20 protein-coding genes are annotated in these 21,112 nt (G+C 59.0%); 9 read left to right on the top strand and 11 right to left on the bottom strand.

Features of this window, described 5'->3' with window-relative positions; all coding sequences use genetic code 11:
- The first annotated feature begins 132 nt into the window (after positions 1-132).
- Complete coding sequence (locus ACRAUW_RS09390) at positions 133-1,032, top strand: DMT family transporter (RefSeq protein WP_431362068.1); 900 nt, start codon at positions 133-135, stop codon at positions 1,030-1,032.
- Between the two features lie 13 nt (positions 1,033-1,045).
- On the opposite strand, the gene rsuA is transcribed toward ACRAUW_RS09390, so the two are convergent.
- The gene (rsuA, locus tag ACRAUW_RS09385; protein WP_431362067.1) at positions 1,046-1,738 is read right to left on the bottom strand and encodes a 16S rRNA pseudouridine(516) synthase RsuA; all 693 of its coding nucleotides are present in this window, start codon (positions 1,736-1,738) and stop codon (positions 1,046-1,048) included.
- 168 nt (positions 1,739-1,906) lie between these two features.
- On the opposite strand from rsuA, the gene ACRAUW_RS09380 reads away from it, so the two are divergent.
- Positions 1,907-3,106, top strand: coding sequence for an HD-GYP domain-containing protein (locus tag ACRAUW_RS09380; RefSeq protein WP_431362066.1), 1,200 nt, complete (start codon positions 1,907-1,909; stop codon positions 3,104-3,106).
- 17 nt (positions 3,107-3,123) lie between these two features.
- On the opposite strand, the gene ACRAUW_RS09375 is transcribed toward ACRAUW_RS09380, so the two are convergent.
- Complete coding sequence (locus ACRAUW_RS09375; protein WP_236282298.1) at positions 3,124-3,303, bottom strand: hypothetical protein; 180 nt, start codon at positions 3,301-3,303, stop codon at positions 3,124-3,126.
- A gap of 145 nt (positions 3,304-3,448) precedes the next feature.
- Positions 3,449-4,102: a fructose-6-phosphate aldolase gene (gene fsa / locus ACRAUW_RS09370; RefSeq protein ID WP_431362065.1), complete on the bottom strand. Its 654-nt coding sequence runs from the start codon at positions 4,100-4,102 to the stop codon at positions 3,449-3,451.
- Positions 4,103-4,230: 128 nt separating this feature from the next.
- Between fsa and ACRAUW_RS09365 the strand changes: the two genes are divergently transcribed.
- From ACRAUW_RS09365 to ACRAUW_RS09350, 4 genes are all read left to right on the top strand, one after another.
- Positions 4,231-5,127: a glycyl-radical enzyme activating protein gene (locus ACRAUW_RS09365; protein ID WP_431362064.1), complete on the top strand. Its 897-nt coding sequence runs from the start codon at positions 4,231-4,233 to the stop codon at positions 5,125-5,127.
- A 4-nt stretch (positions 5,128-5,131) separates the two neighbouring features.
- Positions 5,132-7,564, top strand: a complete 2,433-nt coding sequence (locus tag ACRAUW_RS09360) for a formate C-acetyltransferase/glycerol dehydratase family glycyl radical enzyme (RefSeq protein ID WP_431362063.1) — start codon at positions 5,132-5,134, stop codon at positions 7,562-7,564.
- Between the two features lie 96 nt (positions 7,565-7,660).
- Entirely contained in the window at positions 7,661-8,407 is a 747-nt protein-coding gene (locus tag ACRAUW_RS09355) for a DeoR/GlpR family DNA-binding transcription regulator (RefSeq protein WP_005350628.1), read from the top strand.
- Between the two features lie 128 nt (positions 8,408-8,535).
- Positions 8,536-10,386, top strand: a complete 1,851-nt coding sequence (locus ACRAUW_RS09350) for an extracellular solute-binding protein (protein WP_431362070.1) — start codon at positions 8,536-8,538, stop codon at positions 10,384-10,386.
- A gap of 94 nt (positions 10,387-10,480) precedes the next feature.
- On the opposite strand, the gene ACRAUW_RS09345 is transcribed toward ACRAUW_RS09350, so the two are convergent.
- Positions 10,481-10,873, bottom strand: a complete 393-nt coding sequence (locus ACRAUW_RS09345; RefSeq protein WP_431362062.1) for a DUF2750 domain-containing protein — start codon at positions 10,871-10,873, stop codon at positions 10,481-10,483.
- Between the two features lie 159 nt (positions 10,874-11,032).
- Positions 11,033-11,581 (bottom strand): hypothetical protein, encoded by a 549-nt coding sequence (locus ACRAUW_RS09340; protein WP_431362061.1) that lies wholly within the window; start codon positions 11,579-11,581, stop codon positions 11,033-11,035.
- A 245-nt stretch (positions 11,582-11,826) separates the two neighbouring features.
- On the opposite strand from ACRAUW_RS09340, the gene ACRAUW_RS09335 reads away from it, so the two are divergent.
- Positions 11,827-12,075 (top strand): TIGR02647 family protein, encoded by a 249-nt coding sequence (locus tag ACRAUW_RS09335; protein WP_005334209.1) that lies wholly within the window; start codon positions 11,827-11,829, stop codon positions 12,073-12,075.
- Here the strand turns inward: ACRAUW_RS09335 and ACRAUW_RS09330 are convergent.
- The 5 genes from ACRAUW_RS09330 to pdhA form a co-directional block, all read right to left on the bottom strand.
- Positions 12,062-12,367 (bottom strand): hypothetical protein, encoded by a 306-nt coding sequence (locus tag ACRAUW_RS09330; protein ID WP_431362060.1) that lies wholly within the window; start codon positions 12,365-12,367, stop codon positions 12,062-12,064. The two genes, ACRAUW_RS09335 and ACRAUW_RS09330, sit on opposite strands and share 14 nt — an antisense overlap.
- Before the next feature lie 90 nt (positions 12,368-12,457).
- Positions 12,458-12,667, bottom strand: a complete 210-nt coding sequence (locus tag ACRAUW_RS09325; RefSeq protein ID WP_005302803.1) for a cold-shock protein — start codon at positions 12,665-12,667, stop codon at positions 12,458-12,460.
- 208 nt (positions 12,668-12,875) lie between these two features.
- Positions 12,876-13,976 carry a dihydrolipoamide acetyltransferase family protein gene (locus ACRAUW_RS09320; protein WP_431362059.1) on the bottom strand — a complete coding sequence of 367 codons (1,101 nt, stop codon included), beginning with the start codon at positions 13,974-13,976 and terminating at the stop codon, positions 12,876-12,878.
- Entirely contained in the window at positions 13,973-14,959 is a 987-nt protein-coding gene (locus ACRAUW_RS09315) for an alpha-ketoacid dehydrogenase subunit beta (protein WP_431362058.1), read from the bottom strand. Before ACRAUW_RS09315 ends, ACRAUW_RS09320 begins: the two co-directional genes overlap by 4 nt.
- Entirely contained in the window at positions 14,952-16,040 is a 1,089-nt protein-coding gene (gene pdhA, locus ACRAUW_RS09310) for a pyruvate dehydrogenase (acetyl-transferring) E1 component subunit alpha (protein WP_431362057.1), read from the bottom strand. Before pdhA ends, ACRAUW_RS09315 begins: the two co-directional genes overlap by 8 nt.
- 430 nt (positions 16,041-16,470) lie before the next feature.
- Between pdhA and ruvC the strand changes: the two genes are divergently transcribed.
- Positions 16,471-16,992: a crossover junction endodeoxyribonuclease RuvC gene (ruvC, locus tag ACRAUW_RS09305; RefSeq protein ID WP_005334512.1), complete on the top strand. Its 522-nt coding sequence runs from the start codon at positions 16,471-16,473 to the stop codon at positions 16,990-16,992.
- Between the two features lie 90 nt (positions 16,993-17,082).
- Here ruvC and ACRAUW_RS09300 read toward each other — a convergent pair whose 3' ends face one another.
- Positions 17,083-20,184 (bottom strand): hypothetical protein, encoded by a 3,102-nt coding sequence (locus tag ACRAUW_RS09300; protein ID WP_431362069.1) that lies wholly within the window; start codon positions 20,182-20,184, stop codon positions 17,083-17,085.
- Between the two features lie 519 nt (positions 20,185-20,703).
- Between ACRAUW_RS09300 and ACRAUW_RS09295 the strand changes: the two genes are divergently transcribed.
- A complete protein-coding gene (locus ACRAUW_RS09295) occupies positions 20,704-20,994 on the top strand; it encodes a LysR family transcriptional regulator (RefSeq protein WP_431362056.1) in 291 nt (96 codons plus the stop codon).
- The last annotated feature ends 118 nt before the right edge of the window (positions 20,995-21,112 follow it).

Genomic DNA, 21,112 nt, shown 5'->3' with positions numbered 1-21,112 from the left:
GCAGGAGGGGAAGGCCGACGGCGCGCCTGATGAATGCCTGATGCCGCTCTTGTTATCCCCGAAAACGCCCCGTATTGTATCGGGCTTGCCCGGGAGATGGAGTCTTTCGGGTTAATTTTTTCAGGAGTTTTTATGGGTTATGAGTGGCTGGCCCTCGCGTCGGCCAGTTTATGGGCAATTGCTGCACTAATTTCGGTCAAACCGGCCCGCCATCTGGGCCCGTTTGCCTACAGCCGCTGGCGGATGTTTCTGGTCAGCCTGATGCTTGGCAGCATCAGTCTGCTGACTGGCGGATGGCAAACCCTCTCCGGCAGCGCCCTCCCCCTGCTCGCCCTGTCCGGACTGATCGGCATCTTTATCGGCGATACCGCCCTCTACGCCTGCATGAACCGGCTCGGTCCGCGGCGCAGCGGTCTGCTCTTCTCCTGCCATGCCCTCTTCTCTGCCCTGCTCGGGCTCTGGATCTTCAACGAGCAGTTAACCGGCTCGCGTCTGACTGGTGCCCTGCTGGTCTTTACCGGCGTTATGCTGGCCATCCTGTTTGGTCGGCGCAGCAGTGGCAGCGAATGGGAGCGAATACGGGGAAGTCTAGCCATCGGCGTAGCGCTGGGCCTCACCGCGGCCCTCTGTCAGAGTCTGGGCGCCATCATTGCCAAGCCAGTCATGATGAGCGGCAACATCGAAGCGGCGAGTGCATCGGGAGTCAGGATGGTCAGCGCCCTGCTGGCCCACTGCGCATTGCGACTGACCGGATTGCCGCTGACCCGGCCATTTCGTCCCATCAACCGTCAAATCTTCGGCATGATCGCCATCAACGGCTTTCTGGCCATGGCTCTCGGGATGACGCTGATCCTGCTCGCATTGCGACACGGCGACGTGGGAATGGTGGCGATACTCTCCTCCACCACGCCGGTGATCCTGCTGCCGCTCTTGTGGTGGCACTCGGGGGAACGGCCTTCGGCGGCGGCATGGTGCGGAACCCTGCTCGCCACGCTGGGCACAGTGCTGGTATTGGGTGCCAGCGGCCACTGACACCGGGGAGGATTTAGAAGAGAGCGATCTCGTCTGCGGTGAGTTCACGGTACTCGCCGGGGGCCAGCTCTTCATCCAGCGTCAGACCGCCCACCCGCTCGCGATGCAAGCCAACGACCTTGTTACCGATGGAGGCAAACATCCGCTTGACCTGATGGTACTTGCCTTCGTGGATGGTCAGGCGGGCCTCGCACTCACCGAGAATTTCCAGCTGGGCAGGACGAGTTTTATCGGTCTCGTTACGCAGGTAGACCCCTTCGGCGAACAGCGCGATTGCATCAGGGCTTACCGGATCGGCCAGCCAGACGTGATAGGTCTTGGCACACTCGTGGCGCGGCGAGGTGATGCGGTGGGACCATTGACCGTCATCGGTCACCAGCACCAGACCCGTGGTATCGAGGTCGAGGCGCCCCACTACATGCAGCTTGCCCATCGCCGGTTCATCCATCAGGAAGAAGACGGTCGGGTGATCGGGATCCTCGTTCGAGCAGACATACCCTTCCGGCTTGTGCAGCATGAAATAGCGGTTGCGCTGCTCCAGCGTCAGCAGCACGCCGTCAAACTCGATCTGGCTCTGCTCATTGATATGAAAGGCGGGCTGCTTGACCACAATGCCATCCACCATGACCTCGCCCTGACGGATCAGTTTGCCTGCCAGCGAGCGGGTCAAATCGGAACAATCGCACAGAAATTTATCAAGCCGCATTCACAACCTCGGAGTCCAACAAGTAAAGGGGCGTCATTATATCGGGCGGGGGCGACAACGCCACTGTTAAGGGGTTGCCAATTATGACGAACTGGTCATCCGATGTTACACTTCTCCGGTGTGCCCCATCCGAACGATACTCATAATAATAAGAGTCAGGAAGCCCTCATGAAGTCTCAAGCATCCTATCCCGTCATTCCCATCAACCAGCTGAAACCCGGCATGTATGTCATTGCTATCGCCAGCCAGACAGGTGGGATGGAGATCGCCCAGATGGGCTTGGTGACCAGCGTGGCGCAAATTGCCAATCTGGTGCGTCAGGGGGTGCTCACGGTACGCATCGATCTGGCCCGCAGCAAGCTGGGCAGTGCCGAGAGTGATGCCGTTACCGCCCCCGGCCTCAATGCCAACAGCGCCCAGGTAGGGCGCGGAGCCAGTGCCAACGGCGAAGGGCGGGAGCTGAAGATCCGCCGCCTTTATCAGGAAGCGCGCGAGCTGCAAGGAAAGTTCATTCGCCACCTCAAAGCGGGTGAACCCATCGACATCACCCCGCTGGCCGAAGTCGCCGAAGAGATGGTGGACACCATGTTCACCCACGGCGATGCCATGCTCTGTCTGGCCCGCATTCGCGCCAAGGATGCCTACCTGATGGAGCACTCCATGAACGTGGCCATTCTGCTGGCCAACTTCGGCCGCTATCTGGGACTGGAGCGCAACGTGCTCAAGGAGCTGACCCTGGGTGGCCTGCTGCACGACGTGGGCAAGATCATGACCCCGGACGAGGTGCTCCACAAACCGGGCAAGCTGACCGACGAGGAGTTTGTCATCATGCGCCAGCATGTGGTGCATAGCAACGATATTCTCAAGAATACCCCGGGTATCACGCCAACCATGCTTGAAGTGGCCGCCAACCACCATGAGCGGCTCGATGGCACCGGCTACCCGCAGCGACTCAAGGGGGAGCAGCTCTCTCTCTATACCCGGATGAGCGGCATCGTCGATGTCTATGATGCCATCACCGCGGATCGGGTCTACAAAGCGGGCATGCAACCGACCCAGGCCTTCCGCATTCTGCTCAAGGGGATCAATCAGCACTTCGATGCCAAACTGGTCACCAAATTCATCAAGTGCATGGGGGTCTATCCGGTGGGCACTCTGGTACAGCTCTCAAACCAGCGCCTGGCTATCGTGATGCAACGCAACGAGCAGCAGCCGCTCAAGCCGGTGGTCAAGGTGATCTATCACGCCACCCAGCGGCACTACCTCGAGGTGCAGTGGCTGGATCTGGCCAAGTCAGGGGTGCAGGAGAGCATCGAGAATACTGTCGATCCCAAAGAGTTTGGTATCAAACTCGCCAACTTCTTCTAATTCCTTACCTCAGATATTCATGATTGGCGCTGGCTGTCGAGCCAGTGCTGGATCAGAAACTCCTCATCCAGCGGCGAGAGATCAAAACGCAGACTGGCCTCTTCAATGGCGGCGAGATCGTGCTGGTGATGCTCGCTGAGCCAACGCACCGCACGACGCAAATCTTCACCATGGGGGAGTAGCAGATGGTCGCTCATGGGATACCTCCGGTAGAGTGCAAGGCGGCCAGCGAAGGTGGCCACCTGTTTCAAGTCTAGTCGGTCAATCCCCACAACCTGCGCTTCACCCTCCCCCCTTTATCACAGCAATCCGCTTGTCACTGCAATCCGCTTGTCACTGCAATCAGCGACCGAAGGCGCGCTGCCAATCCTGATCAAACTTCACCAGCGCCGCATCTACCGCAGGCACGTTCAGCAGCTGCTCCGCCACATCGAGCGGCAAGGTGATGGACTGGCAACCGGCCAGCAGGCAGTCAAGCGCCTGACGGGGAGTGCGGAATGACGCCGCCAGCACCTTGCTGTTCGGAGCGTGCAGCTCAAGCAGCCGTTGCAGCTCCTGCACGGTGGCGATGCCATCGCCGCCCTGGGCATCCAGTCGATTGACATAAGGTGCGACATATTCCGCCCCCGCCATCGCCGCCAGCCAGCCTTGCAACGGGGTATAGACAGCGGTGCCCAGGGTCGGCACGCCGTTGGTGGTCAGGCTCTTGATCGCTGCCAGCCCCTCCGCACACACCGGGATCTTGATCACCAGGTCCGGGTCCAGCTCACGCAGGGCGAACGCCTCGCGCACCATCTCGGTTTCGGTTTTGGCCATCACCTGGGCAAACAGGCGAGCCTTGGGCCCCAGTACGTCGCGCAGGGCGGGCAGCAGCTCGCGAAGCGGCAATCCCCCGGCGGCAGTAATGGAAGGATTGGTGGTGACACCGGCCAACGGCAGGATCCGTGACCAGCGACGCACTGCCGCCACATCGGCGGTATCGAGATACAGCTCCATCTCTAACTCCTTAACGGGATGTTCAATATGTGGCCATTCTAGCGATAAAACATCTGCAAATAGCTTGATCGAAATCAACATAGCCTTCGAGTGAAAGAAAATAGAATACAAATACAAAAGGAGGCGGTATGATTTTCGACCTGCAACGATATTCAACTCACGATGGCCCCGGCATTCGCACCCTGGTGTTTCTCAAGGGGTGTTCGCTGGCCTGTCTATGGTGTCAAAACCCGGAAAGCCGCTCTCCCAAGCCGGACCTACTACTCGACAGGCGCCAATGCCTCGAGGGATGCCAGATCTGCAGCCAGGCTTGTCCGGCAATCTTGCGTGACAGCGAGGGGATCCAGCTCACCCGTTCGGCCCTCAAGGCCGACGATATGGAACGGCTGCGCGGCCTCTGTCCGAGCGAAGCGCTGCAGGTGTGTGGCAGGGATGAAACCCTGGACAGTCTAATGGACGCTATCCTGCGGGATCGCCCCTTCTTCGAGCGCAGCGGCGGTGGCGTCACCCTCTCCGGTGGCGAGCCGTTTATGCAGCCCGACTTTGCCGCGTCCCTGCTGGCCCGCTGCAAGGCCGAGGGGCTGCATACCGCGGTCGAGAGCTGCCTCCATGTGCCCTGGCACCAGATTGAGCCAAGCCTCTCATCACTGGATCTGGTGCTGGCGGATCTCAAACACGTGGATAAAGAACGTTTCTTCCACTGGACCCGCGGCAAGGTGGAGTTGCCCATCGCGAACCTCAAGCGCCTCGCCGAGCACGGTGTTCCGATGCAGATCCGGGTGCCGCTCATTCCCGGCTTCAATGCCGACCGCGCATCGATCGAAGCCATCACCGACACCGCCGCCAGCCTCGGCACGGTGCAGGAGATCCACTTCCTCCCCTACCACACGCTGGGGATGGGTAAATATGCCCTGCTGGATCTGCCCTATCAGGCACCGGCCACACCACTCAACGACCCCGATTTACTCAACTTTGCCCACGCATACGCCCAACGTCAGGGGCTGACCCCTGTGACCAGAGGATAAGATCATGACCCAGCTCGACCTCAATACCCTCAGCCCGCGGATCCGCGCCCACAAAGAGAGCCTGATCCATATCGTTCAGCCGCCGGTCTGCACCGAGCGTGCCCGCCACTACACGCAAGCCTATCAGGCTCATCTCGCCCGGCCGCTGCCGGTGCGCCGCGCTCTTGCGCTAGCCCATCACCTCAAGGAACGCACCATCTGGATCAAGCACGATGAGCTTATCGTCGGCAATCAGGCCAGTCAGGTGCGGGCGGCGCCGCTCTTTCCCGAATACACGGTAAGCTGGATTGAGAAGGAGATCGACGAGCTGGCAGACCGTCCCGGCGCCGGTTTTGCAGTCAGCGCAACCGACAAGGAGATCATCCACGCCCTCACCCCCTTCTGGCGCGGCCAGACGGTGCAGGATCGCTGCTTCGGCCTCTTTACCGATGAGCAGAAAGCACTGCTGGAGAGCGGCATCATCAAGGCTGAAGGCAACATGACCTCGGGGGATGCTCACCTCGCGGTCAACTATGAGGAGCTGCTCACCCTGGGGCTAGATGGCTTCAAGGCCAAGGTGGCCGAGCGGCGCAGTCGGCTGGATCTGGCGGATTGGGCAGACCTGCAGCGCGAGCAGTTCCTCCATGCTGTCGCCATCACCCTGGAGGCGGTCAGCGATCATATCGGGCGCTACGCTATCTTGGCTGGCGAGATGGCCCAGCTGGAATCACGACAAGATCGTCAAGCCGAGCTGCAGACCATCGAGCTCAACTGTGCCCACATCGCCCACCAGCCCCCCGAGACCTTCTGGCAGGCGCTGCAACTCTGCTACTTTATCCAGCTCATTCTGCAGATCGAATCCAACGGCCACTCAGTATCGTTTGGCCGGATGGATCAATACCTCTACCCTTGGTATCGCCGCGAAGTGGAGCTGTCAGAATCCCTGCCACGGACACGCGCCATCGAACTGCTGCAAGGATGTTGGCTGAAATTGCTGGAGGTGAACAAAATCCGCTCCGGTACCCACTCCAAGGCATCCGCCGGCAGCCCGCTCTATCAGAACGTCACCATCGGCGGCCAAAACTGGCGAGATGGTGCGACCCATGACGCGGTCAACAACCTCTCCTACGCGATTCTGGAGTCCTGCGGCCAGTTGCGTTCCACTCAGCCCAACCTCTCGGTGCGCTACCACGCCGGCATGAGCGAGGATTTCCTCGACGCCTGCATTCAGGTGATCCGATGCGGCTTTGGCATGCCCGCCTTCAACAACGACGAGGTGGTGATCCCCGAGTTCATCAAGCTCGGGGTAAGCGTGGAGGATGCCCACCACTACGCCGCCATCGGCTGCATCGAGACCGCCGTGCCCGGCAAATGGGGCTACCGCTGCACTGGCATGAGCTTTATCAACTTCGCCCGCATCCTGCTGGCGGCGCTGGATGGCGGCTGCGATGCCACCACCGGCAAAGTCTTCCTGCCCCAGCCCCAGTCGCTGCGAGACGGGAGCTTTGGCAACTTTGACGAAGTGATGGCTCGCTGGAATGAGCAAGTGCGCTACTTTACCCGCAAATCCATCGAGATCGACTGCGTGGTCGACAGCGTGCTGGAAGCGCAGGCCCACGATATCCTCTGCAGCACCCTGGTGGATGACTGTATAGAGCGCGGCAAGACCATCAAAGAAGGGGGCGCCGTCTATGACTGGGTCTCAGGTCTGCAGGTGGGGATCGCCAACCTCGGCAACAGTCTGGCGGCCCTGAAGAAACTGGTGTTCGAGCAGGGTGTGGTGGATCAGCACGAGCTGGCTGCCGCGCTGGAGCAAGACTTTGCCGGGCTGGCGGGCGAGCAGCTGCGCCAGCGCCTCACCAATGCCGCCCCCAAATATGGCAACGATCTGGACGAGGTAGACCTGCTGCTGGTGCAGGCTTACCAGAGCTACATCGACGAGCTCAAGGGGTTGCACAACACCCGCTTCGGCCGTGGCCCCATCGGCGGCACCTACTATGCCGGCACCTCCTCCATCTCTGCCAACGTGCCCTTCGGTGCCGCCACCATGGCTACCCCGGATGGCCGCCACGCCCGCACGCCGCTGGCGGAAGGGGCCAGCCCCTCTTCAGGTTCGGATCGTCTCGGCCCGACGGCGGTATTCAACTCCATCGGCAAGCTGCCCACGGCGGCCATTCTCGGCGGGGTGCTGCTCAACCAGAAGCTGAGTCCGGCGAGCCTTGAGAACGAGCGGGACAAGGCCAAGCTGATGAGCCTGCTGCGCACCTTCTTCGAGGTGCACAAGGGGTGGCACGTGCAGTACAACATCGTCTCGCGGGAAACCCTGCTGGCGGCCAAAGCCAATCCGGATCAATACCGGGATCTGGTGGTACGGGTGGCGGGCTATTCGGCCTTCTTCACCGCCTTATCCCCGGATGCGCAAGATGATATCATCGCCCGCACCGAGCACAGTCTCTGACGGGGTACTCCCCATGGCGCCTTTGACGTCATATGATTGGCAAGCCACCCCCACGGGTGGCTTGCCGCTATCCACCACCTTGCATGTGAGCGAACTATGAATCCACGCCACCAACTGATCCTCACTCTGGTCCATCAGGCTCGCAAAATGAGCGTGAGTGAACTATCCCGACACACTGGCGTATCTGAGGTGACGGTGCGCAACGACCTCACCGCGCTGGAGAAACAGGGACTGCTCAGACGGGTACACGGCTCGGCCATGGCGCTGGAGACCGATGACCCGGATGCCCGGATGAACATCAATTACCTGCTCAAGGAGCGCCTCGCCGAGCGGGCCGCCCAGCTGGTGGAAGATGGCGAGACGGTCTTTATCGAAGGGGGCAGCGCCAACGCCATGCTGGCGCGCCATCTGGCCCTGCACAAACGGGTCACCATCATCACCATCAGCAGCTATATCGCCCATCTGCTCAAAGACACCCCGGCTCAGGTGGTGCTGCTCGGCGGGCTGTTCCAGCATCAGAGCGAGAGCGTGGTGGGGCCGCTCACGCGCCTCTGCATCGAGCAGGTGCACTTCTCCAAGGCCTTCATCGGGGTGGACGGCTTTCATCCCGAGATGGGCTTCACCGGCCGCGACATGATGCGGGCCGACGTGGTCAACAGCGTGCTGGCCAAGGGGATGACCAATGTGGTGATCACCGACAGCAGCAAATTTGGCGCCATCCACCCGAGCCAGCTTGGCGCGCCGGGCCAGATCAACGTGCTGGTTACCGACGATGCCCTTCCCGCCCCCATGCGGGCAGCCATCGCGGCCAAGGGGATCACCCTGCACTGCGTTGCGGCCTAGTCCACCCGCCAATTCAGGCTATTTCATTGACCTGACAGGATAAAATTTTCATGATGAGCCAGTCCCCATCGGGACTGACATCACCAGTGCGTGATCTGCAGGAAGCAGACTTTCAGGAGAACAAGGACATGCCATCGACCATCACCGCCGGGGAGCGCCGCCTTCCCCCCATCATTCGCGCCACCGCCATCACCCTGGCCCTGTGCTGGAGCCCGTTTGGCTGGAGCGCCACCCTGCCCGCTGACTTGAAGTGGGAGAGCAACAACCAGGATCCTCTCTATGCCGACCCGGCCGCCAAGCGCGGCGGCACCTTTCGCACCTTTATGACCAGCTTTCCCCTGACCCTGCGCAAATATGGGCCCGACTCCAACGGCGGGTTTGCCAGCTATGTCAGAGAGACCAACCTGCCACTGCTGAGCACCCACCCCATCACCGGCAATCCCATGCCGATGCTGGCAAACGAGTGGGCCTTCGGCGCCGACCACAAGACCCTCTATTTTCGCATAAACCCCAAGGCACACTGGTCAGACGGCCAGCCGGTCACGGCCGATGACTGGCTTTTTACCCTCAAGATGATGCGCAGCAAAGAGATAAACGACCCCTGGTACAACAACTACTACAGCACCCAGATAACCGATATCACCAAGTTTGATGATCACACCCTGGCCATCACCAGCGGCACCGAAAAGAGCCGCCAGGATCTGCTCGAATCACTTTCCATCAGCCCGGAGCCGAGCCACGCTATCAAGCTCACCGCCAACTGGGTCAAGGAGTACAACTGGAAAGTGTTGCCGGTCACCGGCCCCTATCAGATCGATCAGGTGAAAAAGGGTAAATCGGTTACCTTCAAACGGGTTGAAAACTGGTGGGGGGATGACGAGCGCTACTTCCAGCATCGCTTCAATCCCGCGCGGATCGAGATCAAGGTGCTCAGGGATCTGAACATCGCCTGGCAGCACTTCCTGCGCGGCGATCTCGACACCTTCCCGCTGGTGATGCCCAACTGGTGGCACGACAAGACCAAAACCGCCGAGTTCGAGAAGGGGTATATCGCGCGCACCTGGTTCTTCAACCAGACTCCGCAATCGCCGATGGGGCTCTATCTCAACACCGCCGATCCGCTGCTGAATAATCTCGATGTGCGGCTCGGGATCCAGCATGCCCTCAACCTCGACAAGATGCTCACCACCCTGCTGCGGGGGGATTACCAACGACTCAACAGTTATGGCTCAGGTCAGGGTGAGTTTACCAACAGCGAGATCAAGGCCCGTCCGTTCGATCCCAAACTGGCACGGGAATACTTTGCCAAAGCAGGCTTTAACAAAGTGGGACCACAGGGGATTTTGCAAAACGACAAGGGGCAGTCACTGACCCTCGCCATCACCTACACCACCGCAGAGCACGCCCAGCGGCTCACGCTGTTGCGGGAAGAGGCCAAGAAGGCGGGGCTTAATCTGGAGCTCAACCTGATGGATGCCTCGGCCGGTTTCAAATCGATGCTGGAGAAAAAGCACCAGAGCGCCTGGATGGCCTGGGCGGGCAGCCGCTATCCCACCTATTGGGAGTTCTTCCACAAGGTCAACGCCAACAAACCCCAGACCAACAACATCATGAACATCGATGATGACGCCATCACAGCCTTGGTGGAGCAGTATGACAAGGAGTTCGACTTTGCCAAAAAGGCGGCCCTGTCACGGCAGATCCAGCAGCGGCTCTATGAGCTGGCGAGCTTCGTCCCTGCCTATCAGGTGCCCTATACCCGGGAAGGGGCATGGCGCTGGCTCAAACTGCCAAAAGTACCGGCAACGCCCAAGAGCGAACAGCTCTACTGGCCCCTCGGTGGCGACAACAGCGGTTACAGCTATGGCGGTCTGCTGTGGATTGATGAAGAGCTAAAATCCGAGACCAGAGAAGCAATCAAGAGCGGTAAGACCTTCCCGGCCGAGCCCATCATCGACACCACCTATCGCCAGCCCTGATAGCGACAACTCATTTGGCAAACAGACCTAAAACAAAGACCCCGCCAGATAGCGGGGTCTTTGTTGGCAACCGGTGTTGCAAATAGCTCGGTGATCAGCCGCGCTTGGCCTGCTTCTCGGCAATGGCATCAGCCACGTCGGCCGGCTCCAGCACGATACCTTCCTGATCCGGGGTCGGAAACACGGCAACACACACTTCATCCTGCTCCATACCATCAATCCAGCGCTCCAGCCATACCTTCAGGGTGATGGATTGCGGCTTGCACTCGGCCCACTCCCCTTCGGCCCACGCCTTGGCGTATTCCGGGTGCGGCCATACCGGGATGCAATCTTCATCGTCGGTCGTCAGCATCATGACGCCGTGCTCGTCGGTCAGGATAAACAGCTCTTCATGCTCGACCAGCTTGCTGATGAAGTGATCGTAACGGTAATCAGCGTTCAGTTGCAGCGCGGCATTGCGCTCGGTGTCGCTCAGTTCATAGCTCATTGGCCAAGTCTCTCTCTCGATAAAGGGCGCCATGTTCACATCTTGTCGTCAGCTTGTCCAGCTTGTAACCCTTTGGCACCGGATTGGGAGGGCAATGACACAAATAAGGATAGAGCAGCCTCCTCGATAGCGAGACCGCCAGCCATCATATTGCCCCCTTTACAGCGCAGGGGTGATCAGCTCCACATCAGGCAGCTCGCTCAGCTTTTGCCGCAGCCAGTAGGCGGACTCCACCTCGACAAAGCAGAGCAGATCCCGGCCATTGGCCGCCATCGCCATCAGCTGCTCAAAACGCAGCTGTTGTTGCAGCTCCCAGGCGGCAGCGAGTTTGGCACCGTGGGCTTCATCCACCACTTCGCGACGCAGCTCGAACAGGTTATCGGTGATCGGGCTGTTGATCTTGGCAGCACTGTGCCAGTACATCAGCAGGTTATCTATCATCTCGCTGTCGTAGTTGGCCAGCGCATCCAGCTCGGGCGTATTACCGCTGTCGCTGGCGGTAAAATCACACCAGCCAGCATCGAGTGGCGCCAACTCATGAACCCCCTTGGCATGCTTGCGTAACAGCGCAATGTCGGCCCCCTTGCGTGCAGGCAACCACACCTCGCCCTGATGGGCATCCAGCAGGGACGTCAACGAAGCAGCGGGGTAGACGGGAAACCGGGCACAAAGTGAATGCAGCAGGGATACCAGAGTGATCTTGACCATGAGCGATACCTTGAACAAGTCGAACAGCCACCAATAGACCGTCCGATATAAAGAAGTACCCTATCCTACCACGTTTGATCCGGCTCGGCCCTTGGCGAAGCTGTCAGCCAACCATCTGATTACGCCGAAAAAAACAGCATTTGAAACGCAGCCTCCAGCCAAAGATCAATAATTTGAGCCAGCGCCCACTAAAGTGGATCCGGGGATGCTAGTTTGCATACATCTTTAGCGTAAGGAGTAAATCCATGATTGGGATCGACCAGGTTTCTAACGAATTTGTAAACGATTTGAAAATACTGGCATGCTTTGATCCGGCCAACATGAGCCTGGGGATTAAATTACGCAGCGATATGTCTGAAGAGTTGTGCCAGGCGGCAGCCCGTCTGCATCAACAGGGGCTCATCAGCGCAGAAGATGGCGGCTATCTCACCCCGTTTGGCATGACCATGGTTGAACACCTGCAACATCTGCTGGTCGCACTCAAACCGCTTTGACCGGCTGTGGTGCCCAGAGTGAAAAGTTGAGTAGCTCCCAGCGCTCCCCTTGATGAAGATGACAGGCAAACAGCAAAGGACCTTCGGGTCCTTTTACTTTGCCATCCACCAGCCACTCCCCCTCCCTTTCAGGCACCAGTCGCGCATTCACCTCATCGGGTTGCTGTTCAGTGCCCATCCGGACCTGGACAAATTGCTGGCAGATCACCTGCGCTTCCATGGCGGATTGAACCGGTACCGACACATCAGACGTCGGAGTCAAGGTGGCAGCAAGCAGGAGCGATAGCAGCATGATTCAGCACATGGGAGTCAGTAGCAGAAGCCAGATAAACAAAAAGCCGTGGCACCAGAGGTACCACGGCTTTCTTAAATTCTGTAAAAATTACAGAGCGGTTACGTTCTCAGCCTGCGGGCCTTTCTGACCTTGGGTCACAGAGAACTGTACGCGCTGACCTTCAGCCAGGGTACGGAAACCGTTACCTTGAATGGCGCTGAAGTGAACGAAAACGTCCGGGCCGTTTTCTTGCTGGATGAAGCCAAAACCTTTGGTTTCGTTGAAAAACTTAACGGTACCGGTGATCATGTTAGACATATCTTTTAAACCTGTATTCAAAATAATTACTTATGCTTTTCAGCGGGTAAAGCTCAAAAAACGGGATTAACTTATGAACAACAGGACAAGATGTAAAACATCAAATTCATTGACATAACTATCGCCCTTTCAAGCTGTCTGTGATTATACGTGGCTTTGTAGATTACGCAAACAAATTTGTGCCCTGCCAATGACAGGGCACAAGCCGTTATAAGGTGGCTGCTTCCAACGCTTCCACCAATGATCTGAGAAAACGGGCCGCTTCCCCGCCAGTGCAGGCTCGGTGGTCAAATGTCATCGACAGCGGCAATGCCCTAACGGGACGTGCCTCCCCATGGATGAACACCACTTTTTCAAACAATTTGCCAGCCCCAATGATGGCCACCTGCGGCGGCGTGACGATAGGGCTGGCATAGCGGCCCGCGATGGCGCCGAAGTTGGTGAGTGTGATGGTCGCCCCCTGCAACATCTCGCGCGGCACGGCGCGCGCCTTCACATCGGCGATCATCCGATCCAGCCCCTGCCGGATATCCGCCCCCTCCCGCTCGGCCACGTTCTCCATCACCGGCACATAAAGGCCATGCTTTGAATCCACCGCGATGGCTACATTGACCTCTTTGAACAACCTTCTTGACAGGGTTTCACCATCAAACCAGGCGTTCATCGCGGGCTCGGCGCAGCATGCAACGCCAATGGCCTTGATCAGGCGCACCGTTACATCCTCATCAGGGCGCCAATGACGCAAATCCACCTCATCGGTGATGCTGACCGGCACCACTGTCTGATGAGAGAGCTCCATCGCCTTGGCCATGGCCCGCCGTGACCCTTTGAGGAACTCGTTGCCACTGATCTGCTGTGACTCGAATGCCTGCTGTACATCCAGCTCGGTCACCATGCCGCCGCTGCCACTTCCCTTGATCCGGTCGATATCCAGACCCAGTTTTTGTGCCAGCAGTCGCACCGCAGGCATGGCTTGCACCAGCGCGCCACCCGGGGCAATGGCCCCCACCACGAAGTGATCCTCGATATGTTGCTGATGGGCGCTCACCTTGCCCACCACTGTGCCATCATCCTCCCCCCCCTCAAACTCCACCAGCGGCGCACCGATATGGAGGATATCCCCCTCGGCGCCGCAGAGACGGGCAATCACCCCAGCTACCGGAGAGGGTACATCCACCAGCGCCTTGGCCGTTTCCACCGACAACAGCACCTGATCGACCGCAACGGTATCACCGGCACTCACCTTCCATTCGACGATCTCGGCTTCTGCCAACCCTTCACCCAGATCCGGTAATTTGAAAAATTTCATAGCCACTGGTTCTCCATCAGCTGGTGAGCGGCATCAGCGATATCCTGCTCGGTGATGAGGTAATACGCTTCGTTGCGATAGTAGGGGACGGCGGCATCCACGCCGGTCAGCCGCTTGGGCGGCGCCTTGAGGCTAGGAAGTGCCTGCTCGGTCACCCGCGCCACGATTTCGGCCCCGACCCCGAAGCTACCACACGCCTCGTGCACCACCAGCAAGCGGCCGGTCTTGCGCACCGAGGTGAGGATGGTCTCCATATCCAGCGGCTTGATGGTGGCCAGATCCAGCACCTCGCACTGGATATCCTGCTCGGCCAGCAGGTTCGCCGCCCGCATCACCTCCTGAACGCAGGCCCCCCAAGCCACTACCGTAATATCGCGGCCCGGGCGCAGGGTGAAACAGACATCCAGCGGCAGGCCGACACCGTCATCCACCACCTCGGATTTCATCGAGCGGTAGATGCGATCCGGTTCGAAAAACATCACGGGATCCGGATCGCGGATGGCCGACAGCAGCAGGCCATAGGCACGCCTCGGGCTGGAGGGGATCACTACCCGTAGCCCAGGAATATGGGCAAACAGCGCCTCGACACTCTCGCTATGGTGTTCCGGCGAGTGAATGCCAGCACCATACGGGGAGCGATAGACAAGGGGACAGGAGAGACGGCCACGGGTGCGGTTTCGCATCCGCGCCGCCTGACAGATGATCTGCTCCATCCCGGGGAAGATGAAGCCCTGAAACTGGAACTCAGCCACCGGCTTGAGCCCTTGGGTCGCCATGCCGACCGCCACCCCGGCGATCAATCCTTCGGCCAGCGGCGTGTCGATCACCCGCTTGAAACCGAACTTTTCGCGCAGCCCCACGGTAGCGCGAAACACCCCGCCGTTGACCCCCACATCCTCGCCTAGTACCACCACATCCGGGTCATGCTCCATCTCGTAGTGAAGGGCCATGTTGACCGCTTCCAGCAAACTGATCTCACTCATGGCCAACCTCCTGCTTCATCCCCTTGGCAATCACTCGCTCGCGCTGGGGCAAGAGTTCGGCGGGCAGGCTGGCGTAGTGATAATCGAGCATCGCCTCCGGCGGCTGGGGCGCCATCGCCTCATAGCGGGCGACCGCTTGCTCCACCTCTCGGGTGGCTTCCGCCAGCAGGCTCTGCTCCTGCTCTTCATCCCACCAGCCCTGGCTGTGCATAAACTGGCGCAGCCGCTTGACCGGCTCTTTCGCCCAAGCGGCCTCGACCTCGGCCCCGTCGCGATAGCGAGTGGCATCATCGGCCGTGGTGTGATCGCCGAGACGATAACTGACCGCCTCGATCAAAGTCGGCCCCTTGCCACTGCGTGCCCGCTCGACGGCACTGCGCGCGGCATCGTAGACCGCCACCACATCGTTGCCATCCACTTGCAGGCTGCGCACCCCGGCGCCAATCCCCTTCTGGGCCAGCGTAGAAGCGCTCGATTGCAACTTGCGTGGCACCGAGATGGCCCACTGGTTGTTGTTGACGATGATGACCATCGGCAGGTGCCAGACCCCGGCGCAGTTGAGCCCCTCCAGAAAATCCCCCTTGGAGGTGCCGCCATCGCCGATAGTGACTACGGCAACGCGTGGTTGATTACGCAGTTTGAAGGCAGAGGCTATGCCGCAGGCATGGGTGATCTGGGTGGCGATGGGGACGCAGATGGGGAGATCTTCAGAGGGACTCCCATCGGGTTTGAGAAAAAAACTGCCCCGCTCGTCCCCACCCCAATATTGCAGGTTTTTCTCCATCGGAACGCCCCGCACATAGAGGGTGGGCATGTCCCGATAGTAGGGAACGTAGACATCCTGCGACTGCATGGCGAGACCGATGCCAATCCCCACTGCTTCTGCGCCGAGATGGGAGGGAAAAGTACCGAGCTTGCCGGTTCGTTGCAGCGCAATCGCTTTTTTGTCATAGCTGCGCACCATCACCATATTGCGGTAGAAGGTGTGCAGTATCGCCTTGTCCAGCCAGGTCGGTAAGGTGGCGACCGGGCACCCTTCCGCATCGAGGTAACGAAGGAAAGGGATGTCGACATGGGTCATAACTGGCTCCTTGCCGTTGTAGGCGTCACCGATGCTGGCGACACTTAGATGTAAATACCTTGTTAAACAAAAAGCAAAGGAATTTACCCAGGTAAGACCAGTAGAAACTTCTTTAAAGTAGCGAAGGAGCTGAATTTTCGGCGATGAGTGGCAAGGTATGCCGTAAATGGTGCAACTTTGCGACGGCCAAGACAGGATGCTATGGGTGGCCCAGAGCGGCAAGGCGCTTAAGATGAACCAGGTGCGGCTCACAGTGCTGTTTGGCGACAACTCTCAGGGTGGTGGATTTGGCACCACAGCTCAGCTCAAAAAACAGCCAAGGTTGACACGAGCTGACCAATATTTATCCACTTGACCCAAGGCGTACAGCTAAACGGGCTACGGTTTGCTATCTTGCGGCCATCACTCGCGTTTAGAGCAATCAACACCCATGAGCATTATTTTGGGCATCGATCCGGGTTCGCGGATCACCGGATACGGGGTTATCCGGGTCGTGGGCGGCAAGGCCGAATACTTGGGCTCTGGCTGCATCCGCACCGATTGCGGCGAGCTGCCGGAGCGCCTCAAGCAGGTCTATGACGGGGTATGCGAGATCATCACCCAGTTCAAACCCACCGAGTTTGCCATCGAGCGGGTCTTTATGGCCCGCAACGCCGACTCGGCTCTGAAACTGGGGCAGGCCCGGGGCAGCGCCATCGTCGCAGCAGTCAACGCCTACCTGCCGGTGAGCGAGTACTCCGCCACCCAGATCAAGCAGGCGGTGGTCGGCACCGGCGGCGCCGCCAAGGAGCAGGTGCAGCATATGGTGACCCATCTGCTGAAACTCTCCGCCACCCCGCAGGCTGATGCGGCAGATGCCCTCGGCGTCGCGCTCTGCCACCTGCACACCCGCCAGAGCCTGATCAAGATGGCCGGCCGCGCCAGCAGCTCGGTACGTGGCCGCTATCGCTGAGCCCTTGCTGGCCAAAACACCGTTCTGTCGATAAATAAAAACCGCCCCGGATCTTCGGGGCGGTTTTGCTTGGCCGTTTTATTTGACCGCTTAGCGTGCCGAAATGGTGATGCTGGCGAGATCGATCAGATTGACCGCTCCCTTTTGACCCCCTGCATCGTTGTAGGTGTCGTTCACCTTCAGATAACTCATGTTGTAGAAATCGCTGACCCGGATCTCATACTCCCCAGTGGGCAGATCCACCACGAAAGGCGTCGAGTCACGCAGCGGTTTGAGGTCGCCCTCTTTCATCACATGGGGCATCTGCACCACGCCGCTGGCGACCACCTGGCCACCACTCACTACCGAGATCCGTTTCACTCCGTTGGTCACCCCCAGATTGATGGCATGCTGGGCATTGCTGTATTGCAGGCGAATAGCGTTCTTGCCATCGAGCTTGACCCCCTGCACCAGCAAGCTGTCGTCGGGGCGGCCCCAATCCTTGAGGTAAGGGACAGGAATGGCCCCGTCGGCAGCGTTCACGTTCCCGGTATGGGAGACGTTGGCCGCATCGATGGCGATATGTTGCAGCGCAGGCTGATAGCAAACCGGCTTGGCATGATGGGAGCGGTTGCCGGACTCCGGATAGACCGCCTCGGCACTGTAGCAATAGGCCTGGCCCGGCTGTAACACCATGTCGTCGACCCAGCTGGTCGCACGATCCAGCCCGGAAGCCACCCGCTTGCCATCCCGATAGATGTTGTAGCTGAGCGCCCCCTTGTTGACATGGTCCTGCAGGGCAACGACCAGCTTGCCACTCTGCTCGCTAACCCCGAGCAGGGTCGGCTCGGTCGGTGCAAACACCTGCCGGTTCTCGACATCCAGCGGCGCCACATCCCTGATCAGGCGGATCCCCTGATCGTCCGCCACGGCGGCACCGAGCGTCACTTCGATCCGGTTGCTGGCGGCCAGCATCCCTTCACTGATCAGCTCCCCAACCGGGGCACCATTGAGGGTAATCCCGCGCACCGGATAGTAACTGCCCTCCCCGCCCAGCTCCGGCTGGTGCAGCACGATATCGATCTGCTTGCCACGGTAGTTGAGCCCCTTGAGCGCGGCCTCGGGCTTGGCCCCCATCAGCTTGTGCAGGTGAGCGGTGACAAACGGCTTGATCCGGATCCCCCCCTCTTCCACTTTGTAGCCGAAGGCAGTGTCGGTCACCATGCCAAGGTAGCCCCCGACAGACCAGAGCTGACGCTGGGAGTTGATCACCGGCCCGGTCAAATCGGGATGGGTCAGATCCATCAGAGAGGGCTGGCCGGAGAGCCACTCGAGGTTCTCCATGTTGGAGAGGTTCAGGGCGGCGCCGCGCATCAGGGAGTCGATATGGTGATCGACCACGGCAACGTTCTGCACCATGGCCGCCGCCTTCAGCCCGTAGGCGGAGACGAAGGGCCAGATGGCGCGGTTATGGTAAACCGGCATATCGGGTTGCTGCGGGAAGTAGACCGGCGCGCCATAAGGACCCATGGGATAGCGGCTGATAATCTCTTTGGCCTGCGCCTCATCGGCAACACCGGCCAGAATAGCGAGGGATTCCCCCAATAGATCGAACTTGTAGGCTGGGCTCTGATCGGTACTGGTGTTAATCAGGCTGGCATACATCTTCTCGTCCGCCAGCCAGAAAGCGCGATTGATCGCCAGTTTCAGCTCACCCGCCCACTGGCTGTAGCGGCTTGCCAGCTCATCGCGCCCCAGTTCACCCGCCACCCGCGCAGCCAGCAGCAACCCCTGATAGTGGGTCACGTTGGTGGAGAGGGATTTGCTCATGCCGATGTGAGCGATATCGGCGGTGATCCACTTGGCATAGGTCTGGTCGCGCCAATCGAGGAAGGATTGCTCGCCGACATAGAGACCATCTGCGCTATCAAAGGCGGCCAGACGATCACTCTCTATGGTGTTGCTCAGCCCTTCAAACACCTCGGGCAAGAACGCGCTGCGCTCAACATCCGGCAGTGCGGCCAGCACCCGCTCGGCGCCCAGGGCCCAGCTCATGCGATCGGTACTGATGGGCCAACTACCACCGGTACCGGTATCCTGAATGATCTGGCGTCCTTGCGGGATCAAACTGTCCAGATCGCTTGTCAGCTCGGCTCTGAAATCAGAGAGTTTGAATTGCAGGGAGTTGCGCGCACGCTGTGGATCAAGTGCCCCCAGCCCCAGATCGGTGGCGTAGGAGAGATCCCGCGTCCAGACGTAATGCCACTTGGCGCCGGTTTCAAAGCAGTCACAGGGGATCGCCTGCCCCCCGTTGTAACTGCCATCCTTGACCTGAGCCACGCTGTTCTGGCGCATCTCGTGAGCGGCCAGTGCAAACAGGGCATCAAACACCATGTTGCCGGAGCGCAGGCGGGGCAGACCTGCTTGCTCCTGATAGGTGGTAAAGTTCTCGCCCGGATCACGTAACTCCTGAGTGGTCGACTGCGCATAGCTACGATACTCGTCACTGGCCTGCTTGACCGAGAAGGTGGCCGTTTCCGTCACCCCGGGTTTATAGGTCTCATACTCGCGCTTCTCGATCAGCTCGTGTCCTTCATGGGGATTGATCATGCCAAGGTCTCCCTCTCCTGCAACGCTGACCTGCAACAGGGGGGCATTCTCATCCTGGCTGGCATCCAGCAGGAACTTGTAATACCCCTCCTGATCCACCCGCACTGTTGCCAGCTGGCACTGAGCATCGCAGCGCTGCATCTTGACCGGGTTGTTCAATGCAATGATGCCATTGAGCCCAAAGCCGATCCCCTCCTGCGCGGAGGCGATCTTTATCTTGTGCTCACCCGCCGTCAGCTTGGCCACCATCACATACTGCTTGTCCCCCTGATAGACCATCTGCAGGACAGGCTCCAGATTGCCATCAATCCCTTTCAGATAGAGACTCTCGCTGTAATTGGGGTCATCACGCACCATGGAAAACTCGATTGCCGGTGCAGCCAGATCGGCATTAGTCACCTTGACCTGAATGTCGAGCAACCCCTTTTCAGTCACCACCAGACGGTTGTTCTGCCCGTTGTTCTGGTAGTACATGGGATAGACCTGACCGGGGAAGATGCTGGTCTCCTTGCGGGAATCCGCAGAGAAATCGGGATATTTGGTCCACTCGGGGCCAGCCACTTTGAACGGGGACATACCCGAGTTCATCTTCAGGTTGTCCAGACGATAGACCCCATCCTTGAAGGTCAGTTTGAACTTCTCCTCACGGCCCCAGCCGCTAAATTCGCCAACCATATAGAGATCAAAATCCCAGGGCGCCTTCACCTGCGGTTTGACCCCGTTATCGCTACCGCTGGATGAGCTGTCGTTACAACCGGACAAAAGAACCCCGCCGCAGCATAACGCTACGGATAAAGCCAATGGACGAATTTTCATATTTTCCCTTCGTTACTTTTTTGTTTTGTTATTGAAACAGCATTGAGTAAAACCGTTTTTGCCAGTCTACGTGGTCGGCATTCACCAGAAAAATAGACCACATCACCATCGGCATAGATAACATCTATAACCAGATGAAATTACGTGATCCCCCGCACCAAACCGGCTATCAGGCGGTCAAAAAAATTGAATACAACGTGAAGGGAGCCACATAAAAATAGCCAGTCAGTGAAGGGGGATAATTGACAGTCCAGGGTGATTACACTAGCTTGGCGCACCACCCGCTTATGACCGGATACCATATTCGTGGACAAACATCTAAGACAGTTTATTGAAGTGGCCACCCACAAAAATGTCAGTCTGGCCGCCAGAGAGATGGGGCTCAGTCAGCCGACGCTGACCCACAACATGAAAAATCTTGAGAAGAGTCTGGGAACGACCTTGCTGGTCAGACATGCCAGCGGAGTGTCACTTACCGCAGCCGGAGAGCTGCTGCTGGAGCAGGCTCGCATGATGCAGCGGATCTACGATGATACCCTCAGGCAGCTTGCTACCCTGCACGAACGCACCGCTAGGCCGCTAAGCGTGGGCACCTGACATGCGTGGTGGCAGCCGGTATTGCAACCTGTCACCGCCCGCTATCAACAGGCCAACCCATCCTGCGCCATCAATATTGACGTCGGCAACCATCTGCGCTTGCTCGATCTGCTGTTGG

This window comes from Aeromonas sp. (assembly GCF_050633025.1).
Lineage (GTDB): Bacteria > Pseudomonadota > Gammaproteobacteria > Enterobacterales > Aeromonadaceae > Aeromonas.
This window is presented reverse-complemented; position numbering and strand designations above follow the sequence as displayed.